The sequence below is a fragment of the Virgibacillus ndiopensis genome, assembly GCF_900187325.1.
Classification (GTDB): Bacteria; Bacillota; Bacilli; order Bacillales; family Amphibacillaceae; genus Virgibacillus_E; species Virgibacillus_E ndiopensis.
In genome coordinates this window covers 35,854-62,443 of sequence record NZ_FZMZ01000006.1, presented here as the reverse complement: position 1 = coordinate 62,443, position 26,590 = coordinate 35,854, and the positions used below count along the sequence as shown (strand labels likewise).

Below are 26,590 nucleotides of genomic sequence, written 5' to 3'. Positions count from 1 at the left end.
CAAGGAGTTTCGATATGAATTTAAAAAAATATACCGATTATGCATTACGGGTTTTAATTTTTACGGGAATGAAATCGGAAGGTGAACTTGCAAGCATTAAAGAAATTTCCGAGACATTTTCTATCTCCCAGCACCATTTGAGTAAGATTGTGTTTGAATTGAATAAGCTTGAATTACTGGAAACAATTAGAGGTAGAAATGGTGGGATACGTCTGGCTAAAAAACCGGAAGAAATTAATGTAGGGAAAGTTGTGCGAATACTTGAAGCGGATACTGTCCTGCTGGAATGCTTTGATCGGGAGACAAATCACTGTGTAATTTCACCTGCATGTAAGCTAAAACACGTTTTAAATAAAGCATTGCATTCGTTTTTTGTAGTGCTTGAGGAATATACCATAAAAGATTTAATTGTAAATGACCATCAGTTACGTGAACTGATGGGGATTAAATAGACATGTTTTAAGCTCTTTATAGATGGGAAGATTTTAAGTGTATCAACTTCCAAAAAGGAGAGATAAATAATGGGTAAAAAAATAGCTTGTGTCATAACCAATATGTTTGAAGATGTTGAATATACGGAGCCGACAAAAGCTTTTAATGATGCTGGTCATGAAGTTGTCTCCATTGAGAAGGAAAAAGGAAAACAAGTAACAGGAAAAAACGGTAAAGCAACAGTTACGATTGACCAATCAATTGATAACGTTAACCCAGATGATTTTGATGCACTGTTTATACCAGGTGGCTTTTCCCCTGATCAATTACGTGCAGACGAACGCTTTGTAGCATTTGCTAAACATTTTATGGATGTGAAAAAGCCTGTATTTGCAATTTGCCATGGACCACAGCTGTTAATTACGGCAAAAACATTAGAAGGCAGAATGGCAACCGGTTTTAAATCCATTCAAGTGGATATGGAATATGCAGGTGCAAAAGTGAAGGATGAAGAGGTTGTTGTTTGTGCTAATCAGTTGGTAACAAGCAGACAGCCAGACGATATTCCAGCATTTAACCGAGAGGCGCTGAACTTGTTGAAATAGGATGCTCGGCAGGAGAGCGTGAACATCATCAGGAGAGCAGGAATATCGGCAGGAGAGCGTGAACATCGGTAGAAGAGCGTGAACATCGGCAGGAGAGCGTGAACATCGGCAGGAGAGCGTGAACATCGGCAGGAGAGCGTGAACATCATCAGGAGAGCAGGAATATCGGCAGGAGAGCGTGAACATCGGCAGAAGAGCGTGAACATCGGCAGGAGAGCGTGAACATCGGCAGGAGAGCGTGAACATCGGCAGGAGAGCAGGAATATCGGCAGGAGAGCGTGAATATCGGCAGGAGAGTAGGAATATCGGCAGGAGAGCGTGAATATCGGCAGGAGAGCAGGAACATCGGCAGGAGAGCGTGAACATCATCAGAATAGCAAGGATAGCGGCTGCTCCGGAAATCGTAGTGTATACTGGCTGTGGGAATAACGGCTATATAAGATAATTTACGTCGCATTTTATTGACAATCAGCAGTAAGGTTTAAGAAGATAAACAAAAAATCCGAACTATTACAAATTCTAGTTTAAGAATTTTGATTCATAGTTCGGATTTCTTTTTGACTGAAACAACTTTGTGCCAGCCTAATATGTTAACTCATTCCAGGGTTTTTCCTAATATTAAATCGGTCCTGTAGCAATACCCAATTCTGTGGAAAGGCTAGACCGAGCTTCCAGTAACTGATCCCGAGTAAATTTAATTCTTTTATCATATCAAATTTTGCCTGAATGGAGCGTGCATCCTCAAACCAGACTTCATGCTGTCTGCCTTGGTTATCTGTATAAGTGAAAAAGGGTGCTTGAGCTTCCTCGTCGTATTCGATTTGGGCATTATTTTCACGAGCTATTGCTATCGCCCGTTGTGGGCTGACAGCTTCTGCTGCTTCACCACCTTGTTCAAACGGTAGTGTCCAGTCATAACCGTACAAATTTTGTCCAAGCAGTATTTTATTAGCTGGCATGACACTAAGCGCAAAATTCACTACTTTTCGAACTTCATTTATTGGTGAAACGGCCATTGGTGGACCATAACTATATCCCCATTCATATGTCATTAGCACGACCATATCAACAATTTCACCGTGCGCAGCATAATCATGTGCTTCATACACGACTCCTGTTTGTGTTGCACTCGTTTTCGGTGCCAAGGCAGTTGAAATCATTATATCTTCAGCATGCAACCTGTCTCTCGCTCTTCGTAAAAAAGCATTGTAATCCTCTCTGTTTTCTGGTGGCAAAAATTCCAGGTCAAAGTGCACATCACGATAGCCGCCCGCCTGTGCTGTTTCGATAATGTTGTTTAACAAATTGTTTTGAACGGTTTGATTGGTTAGGATCGTTCTTCCTAACTCGGTAGAAAATTCCCCCTCTTGTAGGTTTGAAACAACAAGCATCAAGGAAGCATTATTATCTTGAGCTATTTGCCTTAAATTGTCTAATGGTGGGGCGTTTAATGTGCCATCATTGTTGATGGTATAACTGAATGGAGCAAGATATGAAAGATATGGGATTGTTTTATTTGCGGCATTAATCAAAGTTTCTGAAACGGTTCCTCCAGTTGGCTCAATGTAAGCATTTGATGTTATATCACTTTTAGGTTGTGGAGGAATATATAAACGGAAACCTACAGGAAGTGTGTTTCCTACTGGAAAATTATTAATTTGTGCCAATTGTTGATAGGGGATACCAAACTGTTGAGCAATCGAATAGAAACTATCACCTGGTTGGACAAAATAAAATTGGCCAAGAATTGGAATGACTAACGCTTGCCCAACTACTAGATCATTAGGTGCTTCCAGTTCGTTAACGTCAATAATTGCTTGGGGTGTTATACGATAGGTCGTTGCAATCGTATCAATCGTTTCTCCTTGTTCCACTACATGAATTTGCAAAAGAACTCCCTCCTCCCGAGCTTTTTACTCTATTTACACTTTATGAGGAGAATGTCGTTAATATGTTTTTTTATATCGGTTGTGTATTTGCATTCATTACAGATCGCATTAAATAAAGGGCATACGCATTGCCTTGTTTTTCATTAGAGGCCATGCAGTTTTCAGGAATGTGTAAGGAATATTCATACATATAAGCATCCTTAGCAGAAAACAAAATGCAAATATCCCCGGCAATTCCTGTCAGTATTAGGTGTGTTTTTTTTAATTGAGTTAATAGTGATTGTAAGGGCGTTTGAAAAAAGGCAGAGTGTTTTGGTTTAATAAAAAAATAATCATCGTCGTCCGGCTTTATTGCATTAATGACTTCGTGGCTGTATTCATTCGTACAGTGATCAATGATCTTCTTGAAGTCTGATTGCCATAAGTCATAATGGTCATTAACATAAATAATAGGAAGATTATTTTTCTTAGCAAATGCTTTTAGTCGTTGTAAATGTGGTAAAATTTCTTTTGTATGGTGAAGTAATTTCTCTGAGCGTTCAAAATTAAAATCGTTAATAAGGTCAATAAATAAAACTGCGGTATGTTCAAGTTGGATATTCATATGCTTGCTCCTTTCGTTATTATCTTTATCCATTGGCCCTAGATTTAAAACTTTTTATATATAAATGTGGTGATTAAAATGACCGATGAAAAATACATGTATAAGGCAATAGATCAGGCTTTGCTTGCACAAGAAGCGGGCGAGGTTCCGATTGGTGCGGTAATTGTTTATAAGGATGAAGTGATTGCCAGTGGTTATAATATACGCGAGACATCGCAAGCAACGTTATCACATGCGGAACTAATCGCGATTGATGCGGCAAATAAAAAAATTGGCAGCTGGCGGTTGGAGGATTGTACGTTGTATGTAACACTAGAACCGTGCCCTATGTGTGCTGGGGCAATTGTACAATCTCGTATTAAACGGGTCGTGTTCGGTGCGTTTGACCCGAAGGCAGGCTGTGCAGGAAGCATAATGAATTTGCTCGATGAAGACCGGTTTAATCATCAGGTAGAAATAACCTCAGGTATATTAGGTGACGCGTGCGGCAACCTTCTAACTAATTTCTTTCGTAGGTTACGTCAACAGAAAAAAACAACGTAGCATTTCTAATGTACTAAATGATAACCATGGATTTCCATTGCATTTAATGAAGAAAGTAGTTATAATGAAATATGTCGTGCTAGGTGGGGAGGTAGCGGTGCCCTGTACTCGCAATCCGCTATAGCGAGGCTGAATTCCCATCCGAGGTGGAACGACTTTAAGGTCTGCCTTAAGGAATTGGTGTTGACGCTTAGGTCCTGCGCAACAGAGACCCATGAACCCTGTCAGGTCCGGAAGGAAGCAGCAGTAAGTGGTCATCTCTGTGTGCCGCGGGGAAGCCTAGGCAGAGCCATGAACTTAAGTAACGCTTAGGGACGTTTCATCGACGGTGGGTGCACGGCATTACATATGATTGTTAAGGCTCTTATCAGTGTTGCTGGTAAGAGTTTTTTTAATGCAACATTTTTGAGGTAAGATTTGTCGATAAAATCAGTTTCCTGTGTTGCTGGGATTCGGTGATTCGTGCACATTATTCAGTAGTCTGTTTGAATAATTCGGCGATTACCGCGCATAATTCAGCAGTCGATTCCATTATTCAGCATAAAACAATATTTATTCAGCGATTAGCTGTTTGGCAGAAAACGGTTAATCGCTATTTACAATATAGTACTTTTCCCAATGATTTTTTCACTATTGTTCACATTCACCCCCAAAATCGGTTATAATTAGAGAGAATTCACAAAGGGGAACGTATATTATGAGCTATCAGGCATTGTATCGTACATGGCGCCCGAGGACTTTCGCGGATGTTGCTGGACAATCACATATAACTCGAACACTGCAAAATGCTATTGTACAGCAGAAATTTTCGCATGCTTATCTTTTTTCCGGCCCTCGTGGTACTGGGAAAACGAGTGCTGCAAAGATTTTTGCGAAAACGATAAACTGTGAGCGTGCACCGGTTAAGGAGCCGTGTAATGAATGTGCATCTTGTCGTGGAATTCAGGATGGGTCGATTTCTGACATTATTGAAATGGATGCCGCTTCGAACACGAGTGTAGATGATATCCGGGAAATACGTGATAAGGTTAAATATGCTTCTAGTTCTGTTCCTTATAAAGTGTACATTATTGATGAGGTTCACATGATTTCAGTAAGTGCATTTAATGCATTGTTAAAAACACTTGAAGAGCCTCCAAAGCATGTTGTATTTATTTTAGCAACAACAGAACCACATAAAATACCGTTAACGATTATCTCGCGTTGCCAACGCTTCGATTTTAAACCGATTTCGAATCAGGCGATTGTGGATCGTATGAAAACAATTATCGGGGCTGAAGGAATTTCTGTCTCACAGGAAGCATTGGACACGGTTGCACTTGCGGCAGAGGGTGGAATGCGTGATGCGTTGAGTATTTTAGATCAGGCGATTTCATATAGTGAAGATAGTGTAGAATTAAATGATGTGTTGGCAGTTACTGGTGGTGTTTCCCAACAAATTTTAACAAACATCGTTCAAGCAATGCATGATAAAGATGTGCAGCAGGCGTTGAAATGGTTAGACGATTTGATTCAACGGGGAAAAGATCCAGGTAGATTTGTTTATGACCTCATTTATTTTTTACGTGATTTATTACTTTACAAAAGCGCCCCATCATTAGAAGGTATTTTGGAACGTGCTATGATTGATGAAGGCTTTAAAAATCTGGCAGAAAATGTTCCAATTGAATGGATACAGGAAGCAATTATGCAACTGAATCAGTGCCAGCAAGAGATAAAATGGACAAATAGCCCAAAAGTTTTTATCGAAATTGCAATATTAACGATTACCAATCGGTATAACGGGAAAAATGAAGCGGCAAGTGCTGTTGATTCAGAAGCAGTTATACAGCTTACACATAAATTAGAGCAGTTGGAAAAAGAATTGAAAGCATTAAAGGAAGCGCCAGCAGCTACAAGTCAACCGGCTAGGACAGAGCAAAGGCGACCAAGCCCAAGACAATCGAAAAACAGTTACAAGATTCCGTATGAGAAAATTCGTAATGTCTTACAAGAGGCTGAAAAACCAGCATTGAAACAAGTGCAATCAGATTGGGCAAAATTTTTAAGTGCCTTAAAAGCGACGAGTGCACCTGCACATGCAACGATTCAGGATAGTAAGCCTGCTGCGGCTTCTGATCAGGCACTTGTTGTAGCATTCAAATATGAAATACATTGTTCACTTTTTCTTGATAACAGAGAAACGGTCGAATCTGTATTGGCAAAGGCTGTTGGAAAGAATCTAACGATTATTCCAATCCCTGATAACAATTGGCAGGAATTACGAAATGAGTATGTTAATAAACAAGAGCAACCAACTAACATGCAAGAAAGTGAACAAGCAGATCCATTCATTGAGGAAGCTCGGAAACTTGTTGGAGATGACTTGTTGGAAATACGTGACTAAAGGAACAAAAGCGAACGGGCTTGATCAGCGGTGGCAAACTTCAATAAGGGCCGTGGAGCATTAGGTTCAGACTTTCACGCATGCCGCTAGCCCGTGGAGCCGGACGTAGCCTTACATTATAAATAAATCTAAATTGATCATTTTAAAGGAGGACTTACCATGAAAGGTAATATGGGTAACATGATGAAACAAATGCAAAAAATGCAAAAGAAAATGATGAAGGCGCAGGATGAGCTTAATGAGATGAGTTTTGAAGCATCTGCTGGCGGTGGAATGGTTACCGTTTTTGCGAATGGAAAAAAAGAAATTACCGATGTACAAATTAAAGAAGAAGTCGTTGATCCGGACGATCTCGAAATGCTACAGGATCTTATTTTAGCAGCAACAAATGATGTATTAAAACAAATTGATGAAAAAACAAATGAAACGATGGGACAATTCACGAAAGGATTAAATATGCCTGGTGGAATGTTCTAATTCTAGGAGGCGTATTTGATGTATTATCCAGAACCGATTTCCAAATTAGTTGACAGTTTTACAAAGTTGCCAGGGATCGGACCGAAAACTGCAGTCCGACTGGCTTTTTTTGTGATAAATATGAAAGATGATGATGTATTAGAGTTCGCTAACTCATTAGTAAACGCAAAACGGGAATTAACCCATTGCTCGGTTTGTGGTCATATTACAGACCAGGATCCATGCTCAATATGTCAGGATGATACACGGAATCAATCTGTTATATGTGTTGTGCAGGATCCTAAAGATGTGATTGCCATGGAGAAAATGAAGGAATTCAATGGGAAATATCATGTTTTACATGGAGCTATTTCCCCGATGGATGGAATTGGTCCAGAAGATATTAATGTGCCTGATTTGCTGAATCGCTTAAAAGATGAAGAGGTGGAAGAGTTGATTTTAGCCACCAATCCAAACATCGAGGGTGAAGCAACAGCCATGTATATTTCCCGTCTTGTTAAGCCATCGGGTATTAGGACTACACGGATTGCCCATGGACTTCCTGTTGGTGGAGATTTGGAATATGCTGATGAAGTTACGTTGTCTAAAGCTTTAGAAGGTAGAAGAGACTTGTAGGAGTGGCAGCATGAGTAGAAAAATAAAAAAGCGTGATGTGGATGAACAATTATTAGATTCTCTTATTGCAGCGGAGCAAGAATGGAAGCAAATCCGTTCTATTATGGAGAAAAGCATTGATCCGATGGGGAATGGGCTCTACCATGAACATCTTGCTAGAGCTAAATATTTATTTTTATTAAGAGAAGCACGGCACCGAAAAATTAGTGCAATTCGATACAATAAATAACGATTTCGGTTCTTTTTCCAGGTTTCTTTTCATAAGTAGTAGAAAGGGGACAAGGAGAAGGAGTTGATAGATTTGAGCTCTACAGTAGTTATTTCCATTATGGTTGCATTAATTGTGTTGCTGTTAGTAGTTGGTGCTCCTATTAAGCCAATGCGTCTAATCGCGCATAGTACAGTTAAGGTAGGAATAGGTATTTTGTTCTTGTTTTTTTTCAATGTGTTTGGTGGTGCAATTGGGTTGCATATACCTATCAATCTATTTACCACTATTGTATCCGGATTTTTAGGCTTGTTTGGCGTTGCTTCACTTGCTGCCATTCATTTGTTTTTAATACCGTAAAGAAAGGCCGAGAAGCTTTAGAGCACTCGGCTTTTGCTTTGTTTGGAAACAACCGAGCACTTCTTACATATAGTAAAGAATAAGCAAGTTTCTTTGATTCAAAGATTGCATGTATATATTTCGTTAGATTAGGAGATACTAACTAACGGAGGTGGGGAGATGAAACAAACTATTATTCATGAGCGTTGTGGCATTTGCGAGGAAGAAAAGGAAAAGGGAATTCACCTATACAAACTATTTATTTGCTGTGAATGTGAACGAAATATGATTCACACAGAGCCAAGAGAAGAAAAGTATCACTACTATCTAGAAAAGTTAAAAAACATGAATCAACCTAAATTATATTCATAGATTTCCATATGTCTAGCGAAATTAGCCTGGCCCCTCGAGGTCTTATGTTAAGCATTCATGTGGGATTGTCAGGGGTTAAACAAGGCACTTGCACTTTTCTTATGGTCTTTGTAGTAAATTTACAAAGGCTATTTTTGTTGCCATAATATAATAAATGTAGATGAAAAAAGAGGACGGAGACGTAATGAATCATAAAACCACACCATTATTTACAAAATTATCCCAGTTTAGTCAGCAAGAGCCAATATCATACCATGTTCCAGGGCATAAAAATGGGGCAATTTTTCCAAAGAACGCTCTCAACAATTATGATAAAATTTTACCCCTCGATCTAACAGAATTAACCGGGTTAGACGATTTACATGCACCAAGTGGGGTAATCGCCGAGGCAGAAGAACTGGCTGCAGATTTTTTCGGAGCTGATCATACATTCTTTCTTGTTGGCGGAAGTACCGTTGGAAATTTAGCAATGATCCTAGCAGTTTGTAATGCTGGGGAAAAAATCATTGTGCAACGCAACAGTCATAAATCGATCATAAATGGGTTAGAATTAAGCGGAGCTATGCCCGTTTTCATTAATCCAGAATATGATAAATCGGTTGGCCGCTATACAGCACCAAATTTAGCTACTCTAAAGCAGGCATTCCAGGAGAATCTGGATGCAAAAGCGGTAGTATTAACCTACCCCGATTATTTTGGAAAAACTTATGCAATAAAACAAATGATAGAAACAGCACATGAATATAATGTACCAGTACTAGTTGACGAAGCGCATGGGGTACATTTTTCGCTTGGAGAGCCATTTCCTCCATCAACATTAAAGCTTGGAGCAGATGTAGTCGTTCAATCTGCACATAAAATGGCTCCTGCTATGACCATGAGCTCATTTTTACATATCACATCAACACGTATCGCAACTGAGTCGATCGCCCATTATTTACAAATGCTGCAATCAAGTAGCCCTTCTTATCCATTGATGGCTTCGCTTGATATTGCCCGTTCGTTTTTAGCGCAGCTAACACCGATTGATGTAGACAATATCCAAGCAAGTGTTTATCAGTTGAGAGAATTAATGCAATCAAACGATTTTTGGGATTTATTACCCTATACGGAAACGGATGATCTACTGAAACTAACACTACATGTGAAACAAGGTCTTTCCGGTCATGATGTGGCCCAAATGTTTGAAAAAGAGGGAATCTTTCCGGAGCTTGCTACCCATAATCAAGTATTGTTTGTTCAAGGACTTGCACCATTCAAAGACCACTCCAAATTAAGGAGTGCGATAAAAAGAATTAAGGAACAATTAAAAATTGGCACGTATCATGCTACAATAGATATAGGAAGGTTATTTACAAAACCTATGCAAAAACTAGCATTATCCTATCAAACCATGAATCAATTACAGCCTGTACATGTACCGTTAAAAGAGGGGATAGGATATGTAGCAGCAGAGGCAATTATCCCATATCCACCTGGAATTCCTTTCATTTTAAAAGGTGAAACCATTACAGCTAATCACATAGAAATAATCGAACAATTACTCAGACAAGGTGTTACGATACAACATCGTGATTTAAATAAGGGTATTGGCGTTTTTAAAGGAGAAGAAGTTACGTGAGCGGACATTTTATAACATTTGAAGGTGGCGAGGGTGCTGGCAAAACATCTATTCTCCCTTCTGTCGCTGCAAACTTAAGTAATCTTGGGTACGATGTGTTAAAAACACGTGAGCCCGGTGGGATTGAAATAGCAGAGAAAATAAGACATATTATTCTTGATCCAGTAAATACAAAGATGGATGGACGTACGGAAGCGCTGTTATATGCAGCAGCAAGAAGACAACATTTAGTCGAAAAAGTATTACCAGCCTTAAAAAAAGGGAAGATTGTATTATGTGACAGGTTTGTTGATAGCAGTCTTGCCTATCAGGGGTATGCAAGAGGAATTGGAATGGATGAGGTATTTACAATCAATCAGTTCGCCATCCAAAATTGTATGCCAAATCTTACTTTGTTTTTTGATATTGAACCAAAAAAGGGATTACAGCGCATTGCGGCGAATAAAGATAGAGAAAAGAATCGTTTAGATTTAGAAACGATACAGTTCCATGAACAGGTATATGAAGCATATAAAATAGTAGAAAGAAAATTTCGCGATCGTTTTAAATCGATCAATGCAGACCAGTCATTTGAACAGGTAGAACTAGATGCTACAAAAGCAATTGTTTCTTATTTGGAAAATACTAATTCGTAAGGGAGGTTCGAACGATGAAATTAATCATTGCGGTTGCACAGGATAAGGATTCTAATCGTCTTGTCGATGCACTTGGTGAGGAAAATTTTAAAACGACGAAGCTTGCGACAACTGGTGGTTTTTTAAAGGAAGGAAACACCACGCTCATGATTGGTTGTGAGGATGAATATGTAGATGAAGCGCTGCAGATCATCCGAGATAATTGCTCACAGCGCGAACAAATGGTAGCGCCAATTTCTCCAATGGGTGGTAATGCTGATTCATACATTCCGAAGCCTGTTAAAGTAGAAGTCGGCGGAGCAACAGTATTTATTTTACCAATAGAATCGTTTTTTCAATTTTAAATGTAGGTTCTTTTGTTGCTATTTATAGAAATGGCGACATAAGTGCTGTAGTAATTTAGCATTTTTTATTGCTTTCTGCCCCGCAGCCCGTACACACTCCGGGATCTCACCGAGGTCTCTTATCCCCTAGGAGTCTACGTGTATACGGGCTGATTGTAGGAAAATATATGCTTTTCTATTTCTTATAAATGAAATGGGATTATAAAGCAAGTACAATATCAGCGAAGGAAATACACGGAGACTCCTGTGGGAAAGCGAAGACGATGAGATTCCGCAGTGAGTGGGTTTCTCACGAGGAGGCTCATCTCGAGCCCACGGAAAGCGTAGTGTATTTCCGTAGCGGTGGCTGTGGGTTAAGTCGGAGTTTTTTTCAATTTAGCATTTGAAAAAGCAACGATCCAAGCCTAATTTTAAAACGAAGCTGGATATAGCATATTCTAAGGAGGGACTGTTCCTATGAAAATAAGTCAGGAAATGCGTTCACAAATAGAATCGACAACAAAAAATGTTCGGACAGCTGCAGGTCAGCAGACGTTTGACGGAATGGTTCAGTCCCAAACACAAAAGCTAAAGCAGCAAGAGCTTCAGCAATTAATGAAGGACATTACCATGCAGGGTGATAAACTTGCACGATTTCGCTCATTTCGCGATTTGGTCAAGTTTAAACGCATGGTTAAAGGCTTTTTAAAAGAAACGGTTTATAATGGACTTGATTTACAGAAATCGTATGGATTTAGCTTAGATGGACAAAACCGTAAATTAGCCATTGTAAAAGAAGTGGATGAAAAGCTTGTCGAATTAACCGAAGAAATTATGAATCAAGAAAAGAAAACCGTTGATTTACTTGGGCTTATAGGTGAAATCAAAGGGTTGTTAATAAATTTATATACTTAAACTATGAGGATGGGAAACGATGAAAACATGGTCAGAGGTAGCTGAGGTCCAGCCATTGGCGAGCAGAATAATTACCAACAGCATAACGAAAAATCGTATATCCCATGCCTATTTAATTCAAGGAGAACGTGGAACGGGAAAAGAAGAGATTGCCTTGTTACTTGCAAAAGATCTGTTCTGTGAGGATAAAAAAGGTGTTGAACCATGTCAGCAATGTAATGCATGTAAACGGATTGCATCTGGTAATCATCCTGATGTTCATTGGATTGAACCAGATGGTTTATCTATTAAAAAAGAACAAATTGATCAATTACAAAAAGAGTTTTCCTATTCTGGCCTTGAATCAAATAGAAAGGTTTATATTATTAAAGATGCTGATGCACTAACGACAAATGCCGCAAATCGCATCTTAAAATTTTTAGAAGAACCAAGTAAAGAAACTACCGCAATTATGCTTACAGAAAATGGCCAATCGATTATTTCAACCATCCGCTCGCGCTGCCAAATCATTGACTTACAACCATTAAATGCCGAACTTTTTAGACAGCAATTGATTGAATCTGGTGTATCAGAAGGAAGTGCACGAATTTTAAGTGCTTTAACGAATAACTTTAATGAAGCAACTAGTTGGAACGAGGATGAGTGGTTTGCGCAAGCTAGAAAATTAATGGTACAATTAATAGAAATGTTCTCAACAAAGCCTGCTGATGCTTTCTTGTTTATTCATAATAGTTGGTTATCTCATTTTAAGGAGAGACAACAGCTAGAACAAGGTTTTGATTTATTGCTTTTAGCTTTTAAGGATATTCTCTATTATCATTTGGGCAATGAAACCGCAATGATTGTTTTTACTAGTGATAATGAAAAACTAGAAAGAGCAAGTATGGTTTTTTCTCAGGAAAAACTATTATCTATCTTACATGCAATTTTGCAGGCAAAACGAAAATTGAAGCAAAATGTTCATCCAACATTAGTGATGGAGCAACTTACACTTCAAATACAGAGGTGATATAATTGGTTGAAGTGATTGGTGTTCGCTTTAAAAAGGCGGGTAAAATATATTATTTTGATCCAGGCGATCACGACGTTGTTATAGACAGCTATGTAATTGTAGAGACAATACGTGGCATAGAGTTTGGAAAGGTTGTCATTGCTAGTAAACAGGTTGACGAGGAAGATGTCGTGCTTCCACTAAAGAAAGTCATACGGATGGCAGATGATAAGGATAAACTGACTGTTTCTGAAAACCAGGAACGGGGAGAGGAAGCCTTTCAAACTTGTTCGGAAAAGATTATTGAACATAACCTGGATATGAATCTAGTGGATGTCGAATATACATTTGATCGAAATAAAATAATTTTTTATTTCACAGCAGACGGTCGCGTAGACTTCCGTAATTTGGTTAAGGATTTAGCGGCTTTATTTAAAACACGTATCGAGCTTAGACAAATTGGTGTCCGCGATGAGGCAAAAATGCTAGGCGGAATCGGTCCATGTGGTCGAATGCTTTGCTGTTCAACATTTTTGGGGGATTTTGAACCGGTGTCTATTAAAATGGCAAAAGATCAAAACCTTTCTCTTAATCCAGCAAAGATTTCTGGTTTATGTGGCCGTTTAATGTGCTGTTTAAAATATGAAAACGATGATTATGAAACAGCGAAACGTGTATTACCTGATATAGGGGAAGCTATTAAAACACCATTTGGTAATGGAAAAGTGGTCGGTCTAAACATCCTCGAGAGGATCATCCATATCGAAATACCAGAAAAAGAACGGGTAATCGAATATACATTAGATGAACTAATCGATGAAGGAATTATTACAGCGCAAGCCACAGAATAGTGGGGTGTATTGAGGCGTGAATAAGAGTAAACGACATATTTTTGACCAAGTATCAGATATGGAAACACAAATTGGCGAGCTATACGAACGACTTGGTGATTTAAAAGGAGAGTTAGGCGATCTATTAGAGGAGAATCATCGTCTTGCCATGGAAAATCATCATTTACGTAATCGCCTTAATAGTAGTAATGAACAAATTGATGAATCAGGCAATCAGGAACACCTGTCAAAAGGAGTACCTGGTGAAGGGTATGATAACTTAGCAAGACTCTATGAAGAAGGTTTTCATATTTGCAATCTTGAATTCGGTAGTCCGAGACAAAATGAAGATTGTATATTCTGTCTTGATTTCTTAAATAAAACGAAATAAGGTAGTACTTATAAAGCTGTCTCCTGGTCTTCTTTCAAGACAAAGCGAGACAGCTTTTTATTTTTACATAGGAAAGGAATATAACATGGTACAATTATTTGATGATGAACGTCTTGATTATTTATTAGCAAACGAAACGATGCAGATTATTCAAAGTCCGTCTGCCTTTTCATTTTCTCTTGATGCCGTATTACTTGCACACTTTGCTTATGTTCCAATAAAAAAAGGAACTATCTTAGATTTGTGCTCGGGCAATGGTGTTATCCCATTATTATTATCAAGAAGGACTAACGCCTATATTACTGGTGTGGAAATTCAAAAGCGATTATTTGATATGGCGGAAAGAAACGTACAATTAAATGAGTTAGAAAAGCAAATCAACATGATACATGGTGATTTAAAGGAAATGCAGCCAAAATTGGCGCAAAGCCACTTTGATGTGGTCACATGTAACCCTCCATATTTTCGTACACCGCAAAAAACGGAACTTAACAAAAACGACTATTTAACGATTGCTAGACATGAGGTATTCTGTACGTTAGAAGATGTAGTACGGGCATGTAAACTATATGTGAGACCTGGCGGGAAAGTCGCTATGGTTCATAGACCAGGTAGACTAGTGGATATTATTTCTTTGTTCCGGAAGTATAAGCTTGAACCAAAACGGATGCAATTGGTTTATCCGAAAACAGGAAGGGATGCCAATATGTTGCTTGTTGAAGGAATTAGAGATGGAAATGCGGATTTGACCATCTTACCGCCATTGTATATTTATAATCATGATAATACGTATACAAAAGAAGCAAAGGATATTATTTATGGCAGATAAAGAACATGTTGTTTATATTTTAAAATGCAAAGACAATACGTTGTATACTGGATATACAAATGATTTAGCCAGAAGACTGCGTATGCATGAAGAAGGCAAAGGGGCAAAGTATACAAGAGGAAGAGGCCCATTTGAAGTTGAATTTGTTAAAGCATTTGTAACAAAAGAAGAGGCAATGCAGCACGAGTATGCGATTAAACAGCTTTCTAGGAGTCAAAAAGATCAAATGATACGGCTGAATAAGGAAGAAGTGAAACGGAATGAACATTCAAAAGAGCTTTGAGCAACATGCGAATGGAACAATATATGTTGTTCCCACCCCAATCGGTAATTTAGAAGATATCACGTACAGAGCGCTGAATACGTTACATACAGTTGCTGTAATTGCGGCAGAGGATACACGGAATACGAAAAAGCTACTTAATCACTTTGAAATCAATACACCGTTAATTAGCTATCATGAGCACAACAAAGAAGTGAGAGAACAGCAGCTACTGACGCGTTTAGAAAATGCAGAATCAATTGCTATTGTTAGTGATGCTGGTATGCCAGGGATATCTGATCCTGGTTATGAACTGATAAAAACAGCAGTTGAAGCGGATGTACCTGTTGTTGTATTACCAGGTGCGAATGCTGCATTATGTGCATTGGTCGGCTCAGGATTACCATCAACTGAATTTTTGTTTTATGGATTTTTACCAAGAAAAAAGAAGGATAAGCTGGCTGAATTAGAACGAGTAGGGTCATATAAAGCTAGTTTACTGTTTTACGAATCCCCTTTTCGGGTAAAGGAGACTATTTTAGCGATACATGAGCAGCTAGGAAATCGTAAGTTAGCTATTGCTAGAGAATTGACAAAACGATACGAGGAATACGTTCGAGGAACAGCAAGTGAAATTATCATGTGGATAGAGGAGAACGAATTAAAAGGTGAGTTTTGCCTTGTAGTTGAAGGAAGTAACGAAAGTGAAGAAAGTGCCGATATGCTTTGGTGGAGTCATTTATCGGTAATCGATCATGTAACACATTATATGGAACAAGAGAATATGAGTAGTAAAGACGCGATTAAGAGCGTTGCGCAGGATCGAAAAATGCCAAAACGTGAAGTATATCAAACCTATCATATAGAAAATTAAAAAGTGGCCGACGTTCGTAAAAAGCGTCAGCCACTCTTGGCACATAAATATTTTCTTTTGAAAATCACTTGTTTAATCTAGATTGAATTTCTTCGATTATTTCTTTTGCTCCCTCGGGGCTAAGTACTAATTTACCGTTTGCAAGAGAAAAGTTTTCGTCTGAAGTTTCTCCAGTAATATGACATGTCATATTTGGTGTGTATTTTTTCAAAACAATTTTATCGTTATCAACATAAATCTCTAGTGAGTCTTTTTCATGAATATCAAGAGTACGACGTAGTTCAATTGGAATTACGACACGTCCGAGTTCGTCAACCTTTCTAACAATCCCAGTAGACTTCATTATTTTATTCTCCCCTCGTAGGTAAAAAAGATTTTCGTCAAGTTTCGACATGTTTCTATGCAATATAGTACCAACCTTTACCATAAGTGTCAATATTTTTTTAGCTAAAAATAAAAATAAATGAGAAAATTTTATCAGCTTATTATTTTCTTTACGCTAAGGTCAGTAATGATTAATGTTTCATGTGGGAAATAATGGTTAATAATAAAAAGTATTCCTATATTTTATATCAACATGAATCGACAAAAATATTTTTAAAGAATTTATTGAGAAAATCAAGTTACCATTCACACGGCAATGGAAATATTGTGTTAAAATCGCTACAATAGAAATAGTTAAAAGAGTGTTGTAAGACTAGAGGAGGTAAAAAAATGCCGAAAGAAAAGAATACGTTTTATTTAACTACACCTATTTATTATCCTAGTGGTAATTTGCATATTGGGCACGCCTATTCGACTGTAGCTGGAGATGCAATGGCTCGCTATAAACGGATGCGTGGTTTTGATGTTATGTATTTAACAGGGGCAGATGAACACGGACAAAAAATTCAAAGAAAAGCAGAGGAAAAAGGCGTTTCACCACAAGAATATGTCGATGAAATTGTAAGTGGTATCCAAGATTTATGGCAAAAGCTTAAAATAACGAACGATGACTTTATTCGAACAACACAGGAACGCCATAAAAAAGTTGTTGAGAAAATATTTGCACAGCTTTTAGATCAAGGTGATATTTACTTAGATGAGTATGAAGGATGGTATTGTACATCTGATGAGTCTTTTTTTACAGAACGCCAATTAGAAGATGGTCATTGTCCGGACTGCGGAGGTCAAGTTGAGAAAGTAAAAGAAGAATCGTATTTCTTTAAAATGAGTAAATATGTTGATCGGCTTGTGCAATATTATGATGAACATCCTGAGTTTATTCAACCGGAAAGTCGCAAGAAAGAAATGTTAAGTAACTTTATTAACCCTGGTTTAGAGGATCTTGCTGTTTCGCGAACCACTTTTGATTGGGGGGTAAAGGTTCCTGGTGATCCGAAGCATGTTATTTATGTATGGGTCGATGCATTAAGCAATTACATTACAGCACTTGGCTATGGAACTGACAATGATGAAAGATTTCAAAAGTATTGGCCTGCCGATGTTCATTTAATGAGCAAGGAAATTGTTCGTTTCCATACTATATACTGGCCAATTATGTTAATGGCATTAGATTTACCGTTACCAGAAAAGATTTTTGCACATGGTTGGATTTTGATGAAAGACGGAAAAATGTCAAAATCAAAAGGAAACGTGGTTGATCCAGTAAAACTGACAGATCGTTACGGGTTAGACGCATTACGTTATTATTTATTACGTGAGGTTCCATTTGGCTCTGACGGTGTATTTACACCAGAGGGATTCGTTGAACGGACAAACTTTGACCTAGCCAATGACCTTGGTAACTTATTAAATAGAACAGTTGCAATGATTGAGAAGTATTTTAATGGTGAAATCCCAGCATATGTTGCCTCTGAAACAGATGTAGATCAGTCACTCGAACAGTTTGCCGAAGAGACAATTGCTAAAGTGGAAGATGCTCTTGATAACATGCAATTTTCAGTTGCATTAGCATCATTGTGGCAATTAATTAGTCGAACAAATAAATATATTGACGAAACGGAACCATGGATTCTAGCGAAGGATGACAGTCAAAAAGCACGTCTTGGCAATGTAATGGCACATTTAGCTGAATCATTACGTGTTGCTGCTGTGATGCTACAGCCATTCTTGACAGAAGCACCGGCTGAGATCTTTAGACAATTGGGCATTCAGGACGATTCATTAACAGAATGGGATAGTGTTCATAAAACTAGTCAAATTAAAGCTGGAACGAAGGTTGTAAAAGGTGATCCGATTTTCCCTCGATTAGATGTGGAAGACGAGATTAAAACGATCAAGGCTATGATGCAGAATCCGGCAGCTGAGAAAAAAGAAGAACAAGCTAAAGAACAAGAACAGAAAGAACAGATTGTTTATGATGACTTTATGAAGCTTGACATGCGTGTAGCTGAGGTCGTCAAAGCAGAAAAAATGAAAAAGGCTGACAAATTGTTAAAACTTCAACTAGATTTAGGAACTGAAAAACGTCAGGTGATTTCGGGAATTGCTGAACATTATCAGCCAGAGGAGCTTACTGGTAAAAAAGTTATCTGTGTAACAAATCTGAAGCCAGTGAAATTACGTGGTGAAATGTCAGAGGGAATGATTCTTTCTGGTGAAGATGCTGATGGTAAGCTTTCACTTGCAACAGTTGAACAGACACTGCCAAATGGATCTATTGTAAAATAAAATTGTAAAAGGTCAAACACCTAATTTTTAGGGGTTTGCCTTTTGTTATAATAAAAGGCTTTTTTCGTAAACCTTGTTGCTTTTTAGCTTCGTAGTTTCAGGCAAAATGTGTCTAAATATTATTGTCCCTGGATACCGCAGCCCGTATACACTTCGCGATCCTTAGGTCGGCTGATGAGCCTCATCTCCCCCAGGAGTCTCCGTGTATACGGGCTGCTAGCAAGTAAATATTAATATATTTACTTGCTTTTCTAGGTTCTTAAAAATAAATTAGAATTAAAAAGGCACAACAAAAGTGGAGGAAATACACGGAGACTCCTGCGGGAAAGCAACAGCTGAAGACCCCACAGGAAGTGGGGTCCTTCCGAGGAGGCTGAAGCGTTGCCCGCGGAAAGCGCAGTGTATTTCCGGAACGGTAGCCCAATCAAAAATTTACGTTACATTCTATGTTTTTTGTGTAATAACAACAAACTTTTGCCTTAATAAATAATAGTTATGGAGGTTAGTTTTTCTGTCATCTGATCTCTAGTGTCAAATTGTGAAAAGGTTAAAGCAGCTGCTATAATTGACTACTTACAAAAATAAAGGAGTAATATGATGCTATTCGATACTCACGTACACTTAAACGCAACACAATTTACCGAAGATCGTAATGAAGTAATAAAGCGTGCATTTGATACAGGCATAAAATATATGGTTGTTGTCGGATTTGACCGAGAAACCATTCCACTAGCGATTGAAATTGCTGAACAAAATGAAACGATTTATGCTGCTGTTGGCTGGCATCCTGTTGATGCGATTGATATGACCGATGCAGAATTAGCGTGGATCGAGGAGCTTTCTTCCCATCCAAAAGTTGTGGCAATAGGTGAAATGGGGCTTGATTATCACTGGGACAAGTCACCAAAAGAGGTACAAAAAGAAGTTTTCCGCAAGCAAATCCGACTTGCAAAAAAAGTGAACATGCCGATTATTATTCATAATCGTGAGGCAACAGAAGATATTATAGAAATTATGCAGGAGGAAGATGCTAAACAAGTTGGTGGTATTATGCATTGTTACAACGATTCAGCTCGTTATGTGCAAACATGTTTAGATATGAATTTTTATATATCACTTGGGGGACCTGTAACATTTAAAAATGCACCACTACCTAAAGAAGTAGCCCAACAGGTGCCATTGGATCGTTTATTAGTAGAAACCGATGCACCATTTCTTGCACCCCATCCAAATCGCGGTAAACGCAACGAGCCTGCATATGTAAAACTGGTAGCGGAAAAGATTGCTGAACTAAGAGAAATGTCATTCGATGAAATTAGTAAAATCACAACAGAAAACGCTTTTTCTCTCTTTAATATTAAAAAATAAACGTGAAAAAGAATGTAACATGTCGTAATTTTTATGTAATGAAATATGCTGAAAATGGTTATTCTTTTTGAGACTGGTGCTAATACTGGTCTCTTTTTTTAATGCACTCAAAAACAATTAAATATAATTATACCAAGGGTTATAGCACTGTTAGTAGAAAGGTGATAACTAATATTTTATTAAATGTAACCTTTTTGTAAACAAACCGTAATCGGAATAACTTTGACTTTGCATATGGATGTTACTATAATCGATTACGATATAAGGAGGCAAGAAGCATGAAGATTATTTCAAAGCTATTGCCGGCGTCGAAAAAGAAGCTGGTTATTTCTAGTATTGGTGTATTGGCACTTGTTGTTTTTTCTAGTTTGTTACTATTTGAAGCTACGAAAGCAGAAGTAGACCTAACAGAAAACGGAGAAAAACGCACAGTAAAGACACACGCAAATACTGTTGGAGAACTGCTTGCAGATTTAGGTATTGATGTTGGGAAGCATGATGCACTATCGGTTAATGTAGATGCTAAGATTGAAGACGGTATGAAGTTGAATTACGAAAAAGCAAAACAGGTTATTGTATCAATTGATGGAAAAGAAAAAGAATACTTCACGACACTTGATACAGTAGGAGACTTTTTAGCGGATAATAAGCTTTCTTTTTCAGAGCATGACGAAGTATCACAAGAACGTGATGATGCAATTAAAGATGGATTAAAGGTGTCTGTTTCCCTGGGATTTAAGGTTGCAATCAATGATGGTGGAAATGAAAGAAAAGTCTGGGCCAATGGCGGTACTGTTAAAGAACTAATACATAAAAATAATATTACACTAAATGAATTGGATAAAATTAAACCCGCTAAAGATGAAAAAGTAACGAAAGACACAAAGGTCAAAATTGTTCGTGTTGAAAAGGTCACAGATGTTGTAGAAGAAACGGTTGCATTTAAAACAGAGACTAAAAAAGATGCTTCACTAGTAAAGGGAAAAGAGAAAGTGCTTGATGAAGGTAAAAAAGGAACGGTTGTTAAGGAATATGAGGTAGTCATGGAAAACGGTAAGGAAGTTAGCCGTGAATTGATTAGTGAAAAGGTAAAAGAAGAAAGTGAAAACCGTGTTGTAGCAATTGGAACAAAACAACCTGAGCCAGTTGTAGAACAAGTATCTCGTAGTAATGACTCGAATAGCAAAGTGTTGTATATGACTGCAACTGCATTTACAGCAGATTGCGGTGGATGTTCTGGCCATACTGCTACAGGAGTTGATTTACAAGCAAATCCGAATGCTAAGGTAGTTGCAGTGGACCCAAGTGTTATCCCATTAGGATCAAAAGTATGGGTGGAAGGCTATGGTTATGCAATTGCAGCAGACACAGGCGGATTCTCTGGAAACCATATTGATGTACACGTACCAACAAAAGCGGATGCTTATAGCTTTGGTAGAAAGAATGTAAAGGTAAAAATAATTGAGTAAATAAATGATAAAGATACTCTTACCGTGTTAAAATGGTAAGAGTATTTTTTATAGTTTAAGAAAGAGGAATTAATATTGAAAATAAAAGAAGTTATTGTAGTAGAAGGCCGAGATGATACAGCAAAAATTCGTCAAGCTGTTGATGCCGATACAATTGAAACGAATGGATCTGCGATAAACGAAGCGATTCTTAACCAAATACAACATGCTAAAGATAAACGTGGCGTAATAATTTTTACCGATCCGGATTATCCTGGAGAACGAATCCGTCATATTGTTGATCAAGCTGTACCGGGATGTAAGCATGCATTCTTGACACGTGATGAGGCAAGGGCGAGAAACCCTCATAACAACAGCCTTGGGATAGAACATGCGTCGATTTCAACAATTAAACAAGCATTACAGGATGTTTATGAATTAAAAGTAAGTGAAACAACCGAGATAACGAAAGAAGAGCTGATTGATTATGGGCTTATTGGCGGTTCAAAAGCTAGTTCAAGAAGAGACAGACTTGGAGAGATCTTACAAATTGGGCATACTAACGGAAAGCAATTATTGAAACGGCTAACCATGTTTCAAATAACCCATTCACAGTTTGTTCAAACGATCAAGCAGGTACTTCAGGAGGAAAGTAATGACGAATAAAAAGCATATTGCAACACCGACACGTACAAAAGAAATTCTCAAGAAGTATGGCTTTTTCTTTAAGAAAAGCCTAGGGCAGAACTTCTTGATTGATGTTAATATACTTGAAAATATTATAAAACATGCAGGGATAAACAAGGAAACAGGGACTATTGAAATTGGTCCCGGGATTGGAGCGTTGACTGAACAACTAGCAATTCATGCTAAAAATGTAGTTGCATTTGAAATCGATCAGCGGCTACTACCGATTCTGAAGGATACACTTTCTGATTATAACAATGTTACTGTGATTCACCAGGATATTTTAGAAGCGGATGTTAAAGAAGTAATTGAGGCTAACTTTGCACCTGATCAGGAGGTTCATATTGTAGCTAATCTACCGTATTATATTACAACGCCAATTTTGACAAATTTATTGCGCAACAGGCTTCCAGTTTCTGGTTTTACGGTGATGATTCAAAAGGAAGTTGCAGAACGAATGGCAGCAAGTCCGAATACAAAAAGCTATGGATCCTTAACGATTGCAATGCAATATTATACGCACGCTGAGGTGGTCATGCATGTACCGAAAAGCGTTTTTATGCCACAGCCGAATGTTGATTCAAGTATTTTAAAACTTACGACAAGAACAAAGCCACCTGTAGATGTGTTAGATGAAGATTATTTCTTCAGCATTGTACAAGCGTGTTTTGCACAACGAAGAAAAACGTTACGAAATAATTTAACCAGTTATTTTAAAGAAAAATACAATAAAGAGACCATTTCAACCATATTAGAGAACATAGGAATAGATGGTACGCGGCGCGGAGAATCATTGACCATGGAAGAATTTGCAACGTTGGCCAATGCATTTTTTCGCGGAATTTAAGGAATAAATAAGCTATTGCTGCAGTTATGTGGTGACGGCTTATTTTTCTATATTTAAGTAAATAATGGATAAATAATTGTATTTTTATGGAAATACAATCCAATTCCCCCGATATACATTATCAGCTCATTTTTAAAATCAATAGGCACATAGCAGTTACACCTCACATAGGCTATTGATAGTAGCGAATGCTTTCACAGATAGAAAGCTTGTGAGGTGGACTAATGGATTTTACAACAGGAGATTTAGTGACACGTACATCATATAATCATGATTTATTGTTTCGCGTGGCATCACAAACAGATGGTAATGTCATCATCCATGGTGAAGACATTCGTTTAGAGGCTGATGCGCCGATTGATGATCTAGCACGAGTACAGGACCGGGAATTAGAGAAAAGGCGGAAATCTGTTAAGGAACAAGAGGAATTTTCCTATCGTTTATTTCGTCAGGATTATCAACTAATGAAGGAAAAAAGAGATTATCAAACAACGGAAGGGTATCATTATCCATCGAGGTTTTTCCAATTGCCAGCAAAGGTTTTGCACATAGATGGTGACCGAATGTATTTAAGAAAGTGTATAGAATTATATCAACGGATCGGATTGCAGGTTCATGGTGTCCATGTAGATGAGAAGGAAATGCCGTTTGAAATTGGTCCGTTAATAGAGAAAATTCAACCAGATATTATTGTTATTACGGGGCATGATTCATTTTCAAAGAATAAAGGTTTGAAAAGTGATCTTCGCGCTTATCGTCATTCAAAATATTTTGCTGAAACAGTCCGTTCGGCTAGAAATATAGTCCCTCATTTAGATCAATTAGTAATTTTTGCGGGGGCTTGCCAATCCCATTTTGAATCGTTAATCCGTGCGGGTGCGAATTTTGCCAGTTCGCCTTCGAGAATCAATATTCATGCACTTGATCCTGTATATATCGCTGCAAAAATTGCGTATACGCCTTTTATGGAAAAGGTTAGTGTGTGGGATGCATTACGGAATACATTAACAGGTGAAAAGGGAATGGGTGGAGTGGAAACGAGAGGTCTCCTTCGAACCGGAATGCCGTATTTGGAAGAGGAATCGACTGATTATGAATAATTAAATGGCTGATGCATACAACTCATCAGCCAAATTAATTTTAAAAAATATACATAAATTTTAACATTTATGAAATAATAATGGACAAAATTGTATTTCAGTGTTGACAGGAAAAAAGGTATATTGTTATAATATAAAGTTTCATTTGACTGTTATACAAGCATGTGATATAATAAACACAGTGAGGTGGAGTATAGTGGCTAAAACTTTAATCGAAATTAAGCAAGGTCTTGAAGGTCAGATTGGTCAACGGCTTAAATTAAGAGCTAATGGTGGAAGACGTAAGACTATTGAACGAAGTGGTATTTTAGCAGAAACGTATCCTTCCGTTTTCGTTGTTGAGTTAGATCAAGATGAAAATGCGTTTGAACGCGTTTCATACAGCTATGCAGATGTTTTAACAGAAACTGTAGAACTAAGCTTCCTAGATGAACGTACAAAAGCGATGATATTGGAGCAGTAAACATTTGTTTACTGCTTATATTTTTAATATAATTTGTTAGAAAATTGTAAAATTGGGGATATGAGAATGATTTCGATCAAAAATAGTACAGTAAAAGAAATTTGGCAATTCATTGATGAGCAGTTACGGCTGAAAAAGGAGCCATATAAGGATGTTAACGCCGTTTATGAATTTCAAATTCTTGATGAAGAAAACGGAGTATATCAGATGGTGTTTGCTGATCAACAGGCAACCGTACATTTTTCAGCTGAAAACGAAGCGGATTGTATATTAAAAATGAAAGAAAAGCATTTTAAATTGTTTTTGTTAGGCGACCTTAATAGCTCAAAGGCATTCATGACAGGAAAACTTAAAATAAAAGGTAAATTAAGCTTAGCACTTAAACTAGAAGATATGCTGAAGCAATATCAATTGGATCATTAAATTAAAATTTTCCTTTTTTGCATACATATAACGGGTGTATGTTTAACTGAATGGCACAAGCTAAGATTGTCGTAAGAAGGTAAGCTTAGGTTGGAAAGGGGTTGTTCTTTCATGGGAAGACGTAGCATGATGTCAGACCAATTGAAAGAAGAAATTGCCAAAGAGTTAGGTTTTTACGACACAGTTCAAAAAGAGGGATGGGGCGGCATCAAAGCACGAGATGCCGGAAACATGGTAAAGCGAGCAATTGAAATGGCCGAGCAGAACATGCAAAAAGGAGGCAGACCCTAAGGGTTTGCCTTTTTGTATACGAACATCACCCCGAGAGAAAGAATATTAACCCGAGAGAGAAAGCATCGCTCCGAGAGTAAGACCATCAACCCCTAAATCAGTCATCTCCCACGTTGATCCAGCTGCGGATCCTAGATGCTTTCGTTCCGTCATAAGCAAGGGACACTCTAGGCGCCAAACCGATGCGCTTTATGAGGCTTTGTTAATGCGTCCGCTTATGAACAGTCGCCTCCGCTTTTTTATTATGTTACAATTTGGTATAGATTTATAAAGTGGGTGACGGAGATGGTTCTTTTTGAGAAAGCGCCAGCCAAAATTAATTTATCGCTAGACGTCCTTGGTAAGCGGGATGATGGTTTTCATGAAGTCGAAATGATTATGACTTCCATCGACTTAGCCGACCGAGTAGAATTACATCCTTTAGACGAGGATTGTATTGAGGTGTCTGCAGATAATCAGTATGTTCCAAATGATGAACGGAATCTGGCATATAAGGCGGCGTTTGCTTTTAAAAATAAGTACCATATTAATCGAGGTGTTCGGATCGATATAGAAAAAAATATTCCTGTATCGGCAGGGTTAGGTGGAGGTAGTAGCGATGCAGCTGCAGTATTACGTGGGCTAAACCGGATGTGGTCCGTTGGTGCAACGCTGGCTGAGCTTGCCGAATTGGGAGGTGCTATTGGATCAGATGTACCATTTTGTATCTATAGTAAAACGGCCTTAGCTACGGGGCACGGGGAAATCCTTCGTGACATAGCTCCGCCTCCGCAGTGTTATGTGGTGTTAGCCAAGCCTAATATTGGTGTATCAACAAGAATAATTTTTCAACATGTACATGCAGAAGAACTTATACATCCAAATACTCAAAGGATCATTCGTGCGATGGAAGAAAATGATTTTACAAAACTGTGTGAGAATGTAGGGAACGCACTGGAGAGTGTAACATTTTCATTATTTCCAACTGTTCAGCGTATAAAGGAAAAAATGGTCAGGGCGGGAACGACAGGTGTATTGATGAGTGGGAGTGGTCCAACAGTAGTTGGCTTAGTCGAGCATTATAGTAAAGCGAAGCGTATATATAATGGATTAAGAGGCTTTTGTGAAGAAGTATACATTGTACAGCTCCTTGATCGCCGTTAGCACTTG

General features: G+C 38.1%; 31 protein-coding genes, 1 other RNA gene and 1 pseudogene. 30 read left to right on the top strand and 3 right to left on the bottom strand.

Annotation, left to right across the window (positions count from 1 at the left end; translation table 11 throughout):
- Positions 1–14: 14 nt before the first annotated feature.
- Positions 15–452: an RrF2 family transcriptional regulator gene (locus CS937_RS13095; RefSeq protein ID WP_099158932.1), complete on the top strand. Its 438-nt coding sequence runs from the start codon at positions 15–17 to the stop codon at positions 450–452.
- 69 nt (positions 453–521) lie between these two features.
- Entirely contained in the window at positions 522–1,037 is a 516-nt protein-coding gene (locus CS937_RS13090; RefSeq protein ID WP_099158931.1) for a type 1 glutamine amidotransferase domain-containing protein, read from the top strand.
- Positions 1,038–1,627: 590 nt separating this feature from the next.
- Here CS937_RS13090 and CS937_RS13085 read toward each other — a convergent pair.
- Positions 1,628–2,926 (bottom strand): LysM peptidoglycan-binding domain-containing protein, encoded by a 1,299-nt coding sequence (locus CS937_RS13085; protein WP_099158930.1) that lies wholly within the window; start codon positions 2,924–2,926, stop codon positions 1,628–1,630.
- 70 nt (positions 2,927–2,996) lie between these two features.
- Entirely contained in the window at positions 2,997–3,524 is a 528-nt protein-coding gene (locus CS937_RS13080) for a cysteine hydrolase family protein (RefSeq protein ID WP_425445480.1), read from the bottom strand.
- Between the two features lie 84 nt (positions 3,525–3,608).
- Here CS937_RS13080 and tadA point away from each other — a divergent pair, with 84 nt between their 5' ends.
- The 18 genes and pseudogenes from tadA to rsmI all read left to right on the top strand — a co-directional run bounded on the left by tadA (position 3,609) and on the right by rsmI (position 16,141).
- Positions 3,609–4,073 (top strand): tRNA adenosine(34) deaminase TadA, encoded by a 465-nt coding sequence (gene tadA / locus CS937_RS13075; RefSeq protein ID WP_099158928.1) that lies wholly within the window; start codon positions 3,609–3,611, stop codon positions 4,071–4,073.
- A gap of 74 nt (positions 4,074–4,147) precedes the next feature.
- Positions 4,148–4,413: signal recognition particle sRNA large type (gene ffs / locus CS937_RS13070), an RNA gene on the top strand.
- Between the two features lie 357 nt (positions 4,414–4,770).
- The gene (dnaX, locus tag CS937_RS13065) at positions 4,771–6,459 is read left to right on the top strand and encodes a DNA polymerase III subunit gamma/tau (RefSeq protein WP_099158927.1); all 1,689 of its coding nucleotides are present in this window, start codon (positions 4,771–4,773) and stop codon (positions 6,457–6,459) included.
- Positions 6,460–6,618: 159 nt separating this feature from the next.
- Entirely contained in the window at positions 6,619–6,936 is a 318-nt protein-coding gene (locus CS937_RS13060) for a YbaB/EbfC family nucleoid-associated protein (protein ID WP_099158926.1), read from the top strand.
- Positions 6,937–6,954: 18 nt separating this feature from the next.
- Positions 6,955–7,551: a recombination mediator RecR gene (recR, locus tag CS937_RS13055; protein ID WP_099158925.1), complete on the top strand. Its 597-nt coding sequence runs from the start codon at positions 6,955–6,957 to the stop codon at positions 7,549–7,551.
- A 10-nt stretch (positions 7,552–7,561) separates the two neighbouring features.
- A complete protein-coding gene (locus CS937_RS13050) occupies positions 7,562–7,780 on the top strand; it encodes a YaaL family protein (protein ID WP_099158924.1) in 219 nt (72 codons plus the stop codon).
- A 72-nt stretch (positions 7,781–7,852) separates the two neighbouring features.
- The gene (locus tag CS937_RS13045; protein ID WP_099158923.1) at positions 7,853–8,119 is read left to right on the top strand and encodes a pro-sigmaK processing inhibitor BofA family protein; all 267 of its coding nucleotides are present in this window, start codon (positions 7,853–7,855) and stop codon (positions 8,117–8,119) included.
- Between the two features lie 159 nt (positions 8,120–8,278).
- Positions 8,279–8,470, top strand: a complete 192-nt coding sequence (locus CS937_RS13040; RefSeq protein ID WP_099158922.1) for a sigma factor G inhibitor Gin — start codon at positions 8,279–8,281, stop codon at positions 8,468–8,470.
- Between the two features lie 184 nt (positions 8,471–8,654).
- A complete protein-coding gene (locus CS937_RS13035) occupies positions 8,655–10,091 on the top strand; it encodes an aminotransferase class I/II-fold pyridoxal phosphate-dependent enzyme (RefSeq protein ID WP_099158921.1) in 1,437 nt (478 codons plus the stop codon).
- A pseudogene (tmk, locus tag CS937_RS13030) lies at positions 10,088–10,772 on the top strand (dTMP kinase). Before CS937_RS13035 ends, tmk begins: the two are co-directional and overlap by 4 nt.
- Entirely contained in the window at positions 10,741–11,070 is a 330-nt protein-coding gene (locus CS937_RS13025; protein WP_099158919.1) for a cyclic-di-AMP receptor, read from the top strand. The pseudogene tmk and the gene CS937_RS13025 overlap by 32 nt, the downstream one beginning before the upstream one ends.
- 456 nt (positions 11,071–11,526) lie before the next feature.
- Positions 11,527–11,964: a YaaR family protein gene (locus tag CS937_RS13020; protein ID WP_099158918.1), complete on the top strand. Its 438-nt coding sequence runs from the start codon at positions 11,527–11,529 to the stop codon at positions 11,962–11,964.
- 19 nt (positions 11,965–11,983) lie between these two features.
- A complete protein-coding gene (gene holB, locus CS937_RS13015) occupies positions 11,984–12,973 on the top strand; it encodes a DNA polymerase III subunit delta' (RefSeq protein ID WP_099158917.1) in 990 nt (329 codons plus the stop codon).
- A gap of 5 nt (positions 12,974–12,978) precedes the next feature.
- Complete coding sequence (locus tag CS937_RS13010) at positions 12,979–13,806, top strand: PSP1 domain-containing protein (protein ID WP_099158916.1); 828 nt, start codon at positions 12,979–12,981, stop codon at positions 13,804–13,806.
- A gap of 16 nt (positions 13,807–13,822) precedes the next feature.
- Complete coding sequence (gene yabA, locus CS937_RS13005) at positions 13,823–14,176, top strand: DNA replication initiation control protein YabA (RefSeq protein ID WP_281251901.1); 354 nt, start codon at positions 13,823–13,825, stop codon at positions 14,174–14,176.
- Positions 14,177–14,261: 85 nt separating this feature from the next.
- On the top strand, positions 14,262–15,005 hold the full coding sequence (locus CS937_RS13000) for a tRNA1(Val) (adenine(37)-N6)-methyltransferase (RefSeq protein WP_099158915.1): 744 nt from the start codon (positions 14,262–14,264) through the stop codon (positions 15,003–15,005).
- Complete coding sequence (locus tag CS937_RS12995) at positions 14,995–15,288, top strand: GIY-YIG nuclease family protein (RefSeq protein ID WP_099158914.1); 294 nt, start codon at positions 14,995–14,997, stop codon at positions 15,286–15,288. The genes CS937_RS13000 and CS937_RS12995 overlap by 11 nt, the downstream gene beginning before the upstream one ends.
- Positions 15,266–16,141 (top strand): 16S rRNA (cytidine(1402)-2'-O)-methyltransferase, encoded by an 876-nt coding sequence (gene rsmI / locus CS937_RS12990; RefSeq protein WP_099158913.1) that lies wholly within the window; start codon positions 15,266–15,268, stop codon positions 16,139–16,141. Before CS937_RS12995 ends, rsmI begins: the two co-directional genes overlap by 23 nt.
- Before the next feature lie 64 nt (positions 16,142–16,205).
- On the opposite strand, the gene CS937_RS12985 is transcribed toward rsmI, so the two are convergent.
- Positions 16,206–16,484 (bottom strand): transition state genes transcriptional regulator AbrB, encoded by a 279-nt coding sequence (locus CS937_RS12985; protein WP_099158912.1) that lies wholly within the window; start codon positions 16,482–16,484, stop codon positions 16,206–16,208.
- A 371-nt stretch (positions 16,485–16,855) separates the two neighbouring features.
- Here CS937_RS12985 and metG point away from each other — a divergent pair, with 371 nt between their 5' ends.
- From metG to ispE, 10 genes are all read left to right on the top strand, one after another.
- Positions 16,856–18,814: a methionine--tRNA ligase gene (metG, locus tag CS937_RS12980; RefSeq protein WP_099158911.1), complete on the top strand. Its 1,959-nt coding sequence runs from the start codon at positions 16,856–16,858 to the stop codon at positions 18,812–18,814.
- A 597-nt stretch (positions 18,815–19,411) separates the two neighbouring features.
- Entirely contained in the window at positions 19,412–20,182 is a 771-nt protein-coding gene (locus CS937_RS12975) for a TatD family hydrolase (RefSeq protein ID WP_099158910.1), read from the top strand.
- 278 nt (positions 20,183–20,460) lie between these two features.
- Positions 20,461–21,651 (top strand): resuscitation-promoting factor, encoded by a 1,191-nt coding sequence (locus CS937_RS12970; RefSeq protein ID WP_099158909.1) that lies wholly within the window; start codon positions 20,461–20,463, stop codon positions 21,649–21,651.
- A gap of 75 nt (positions 21,652–21,726) precedes the next feature.
- Complete coding sequence (gene rnmV, locus CS937_RS12965) at positions 21,727–22,296, top strand: ribonuclease M5 (protein ID WP_099158908.1); 570 nt, start codon at positions 21,727–21,729, stop codon at positions 22,294–22,296.
- On the top strand, positions 22,286–23,164 hold the full coding sequence (gene rsmA, locus CS937_RS12960; protein ID WP_099158907.1) for a 16S rRNA (adenine(1518)-N(6)/adenine(1519)-N(6))-dimethyltransferase RsmA: 879 nt from the start codon (positions 22,286–22,288) through the stop codon (positions 23,162–23,164). Before rnmV ends, rsmA begins: the two co-directional genes overlap by 11 nt.
- A gap of 224 nt (positions 23,165–23,388) precedes the next feature.
- Positions 23,389–24,264, top strand: coding sequence for a sporulation peptidase YabG (yabG, locus tag CS937_RS12955; RefSeq protein ID WP_099158906.1), 876 nt, complete (start codon positions 23,389–23,391; stop codon positions 24,262–24,264).
- Positions 24,265–24,460: 196 nt separating this feature from the next.
- Positions 24,461–24,727, top strand: coding sequence for a biofilm formation stimulator Veg (veg, locus tag CS937_RS12950; RefSeq protein WP_099158905.1), 267 nt, complete (start codon positions 24,461–24,463; stop codon positions 24,725–24,727).
- Positions 24,728–24,793: 66 nt separating this feature from the next.
- Positions 24,794–25,150 carry an SCP2 sterol-binding domain-containing protein gene (locus tag CS937_RS12945; protein WP_176555835.1) on the top strand — a complete coding sequence of 119 codons (357 nt, stop codon included), beginning with the start codon at positions 24,794–24,796 and terminating at the stop codon, positions 25,148–25,150.
- A gap of 111 nt (positions 25,151–25,261) precedes the next feature.
- Positions 25,262–25,441, top strand: coding sequence for a small, acid-soluble spore protein, alpha/beta type (locus CS937_RS12940; protein WP_099158903.1), 180 nt, complete (start codon positions 25,262–25,264; stop codon positions 25,439–25,441).
- A gap of 285 nt (positions 25,442–25,726) precedes the next feature.
- A complete protein-coding gene (ispE, locus tag CS937_RS12935) occupies positions 25,727–26,584 on the top strand; it encodes a 4-(cytidine 5'-diphospho)-2-C-methyl-D-erythritol kinase (protein WP_099158902.1) in 858 nt (285 codons plus the stop codon).
- Positions 26,585–26,590: the final 6 nt, after the last annotated feature.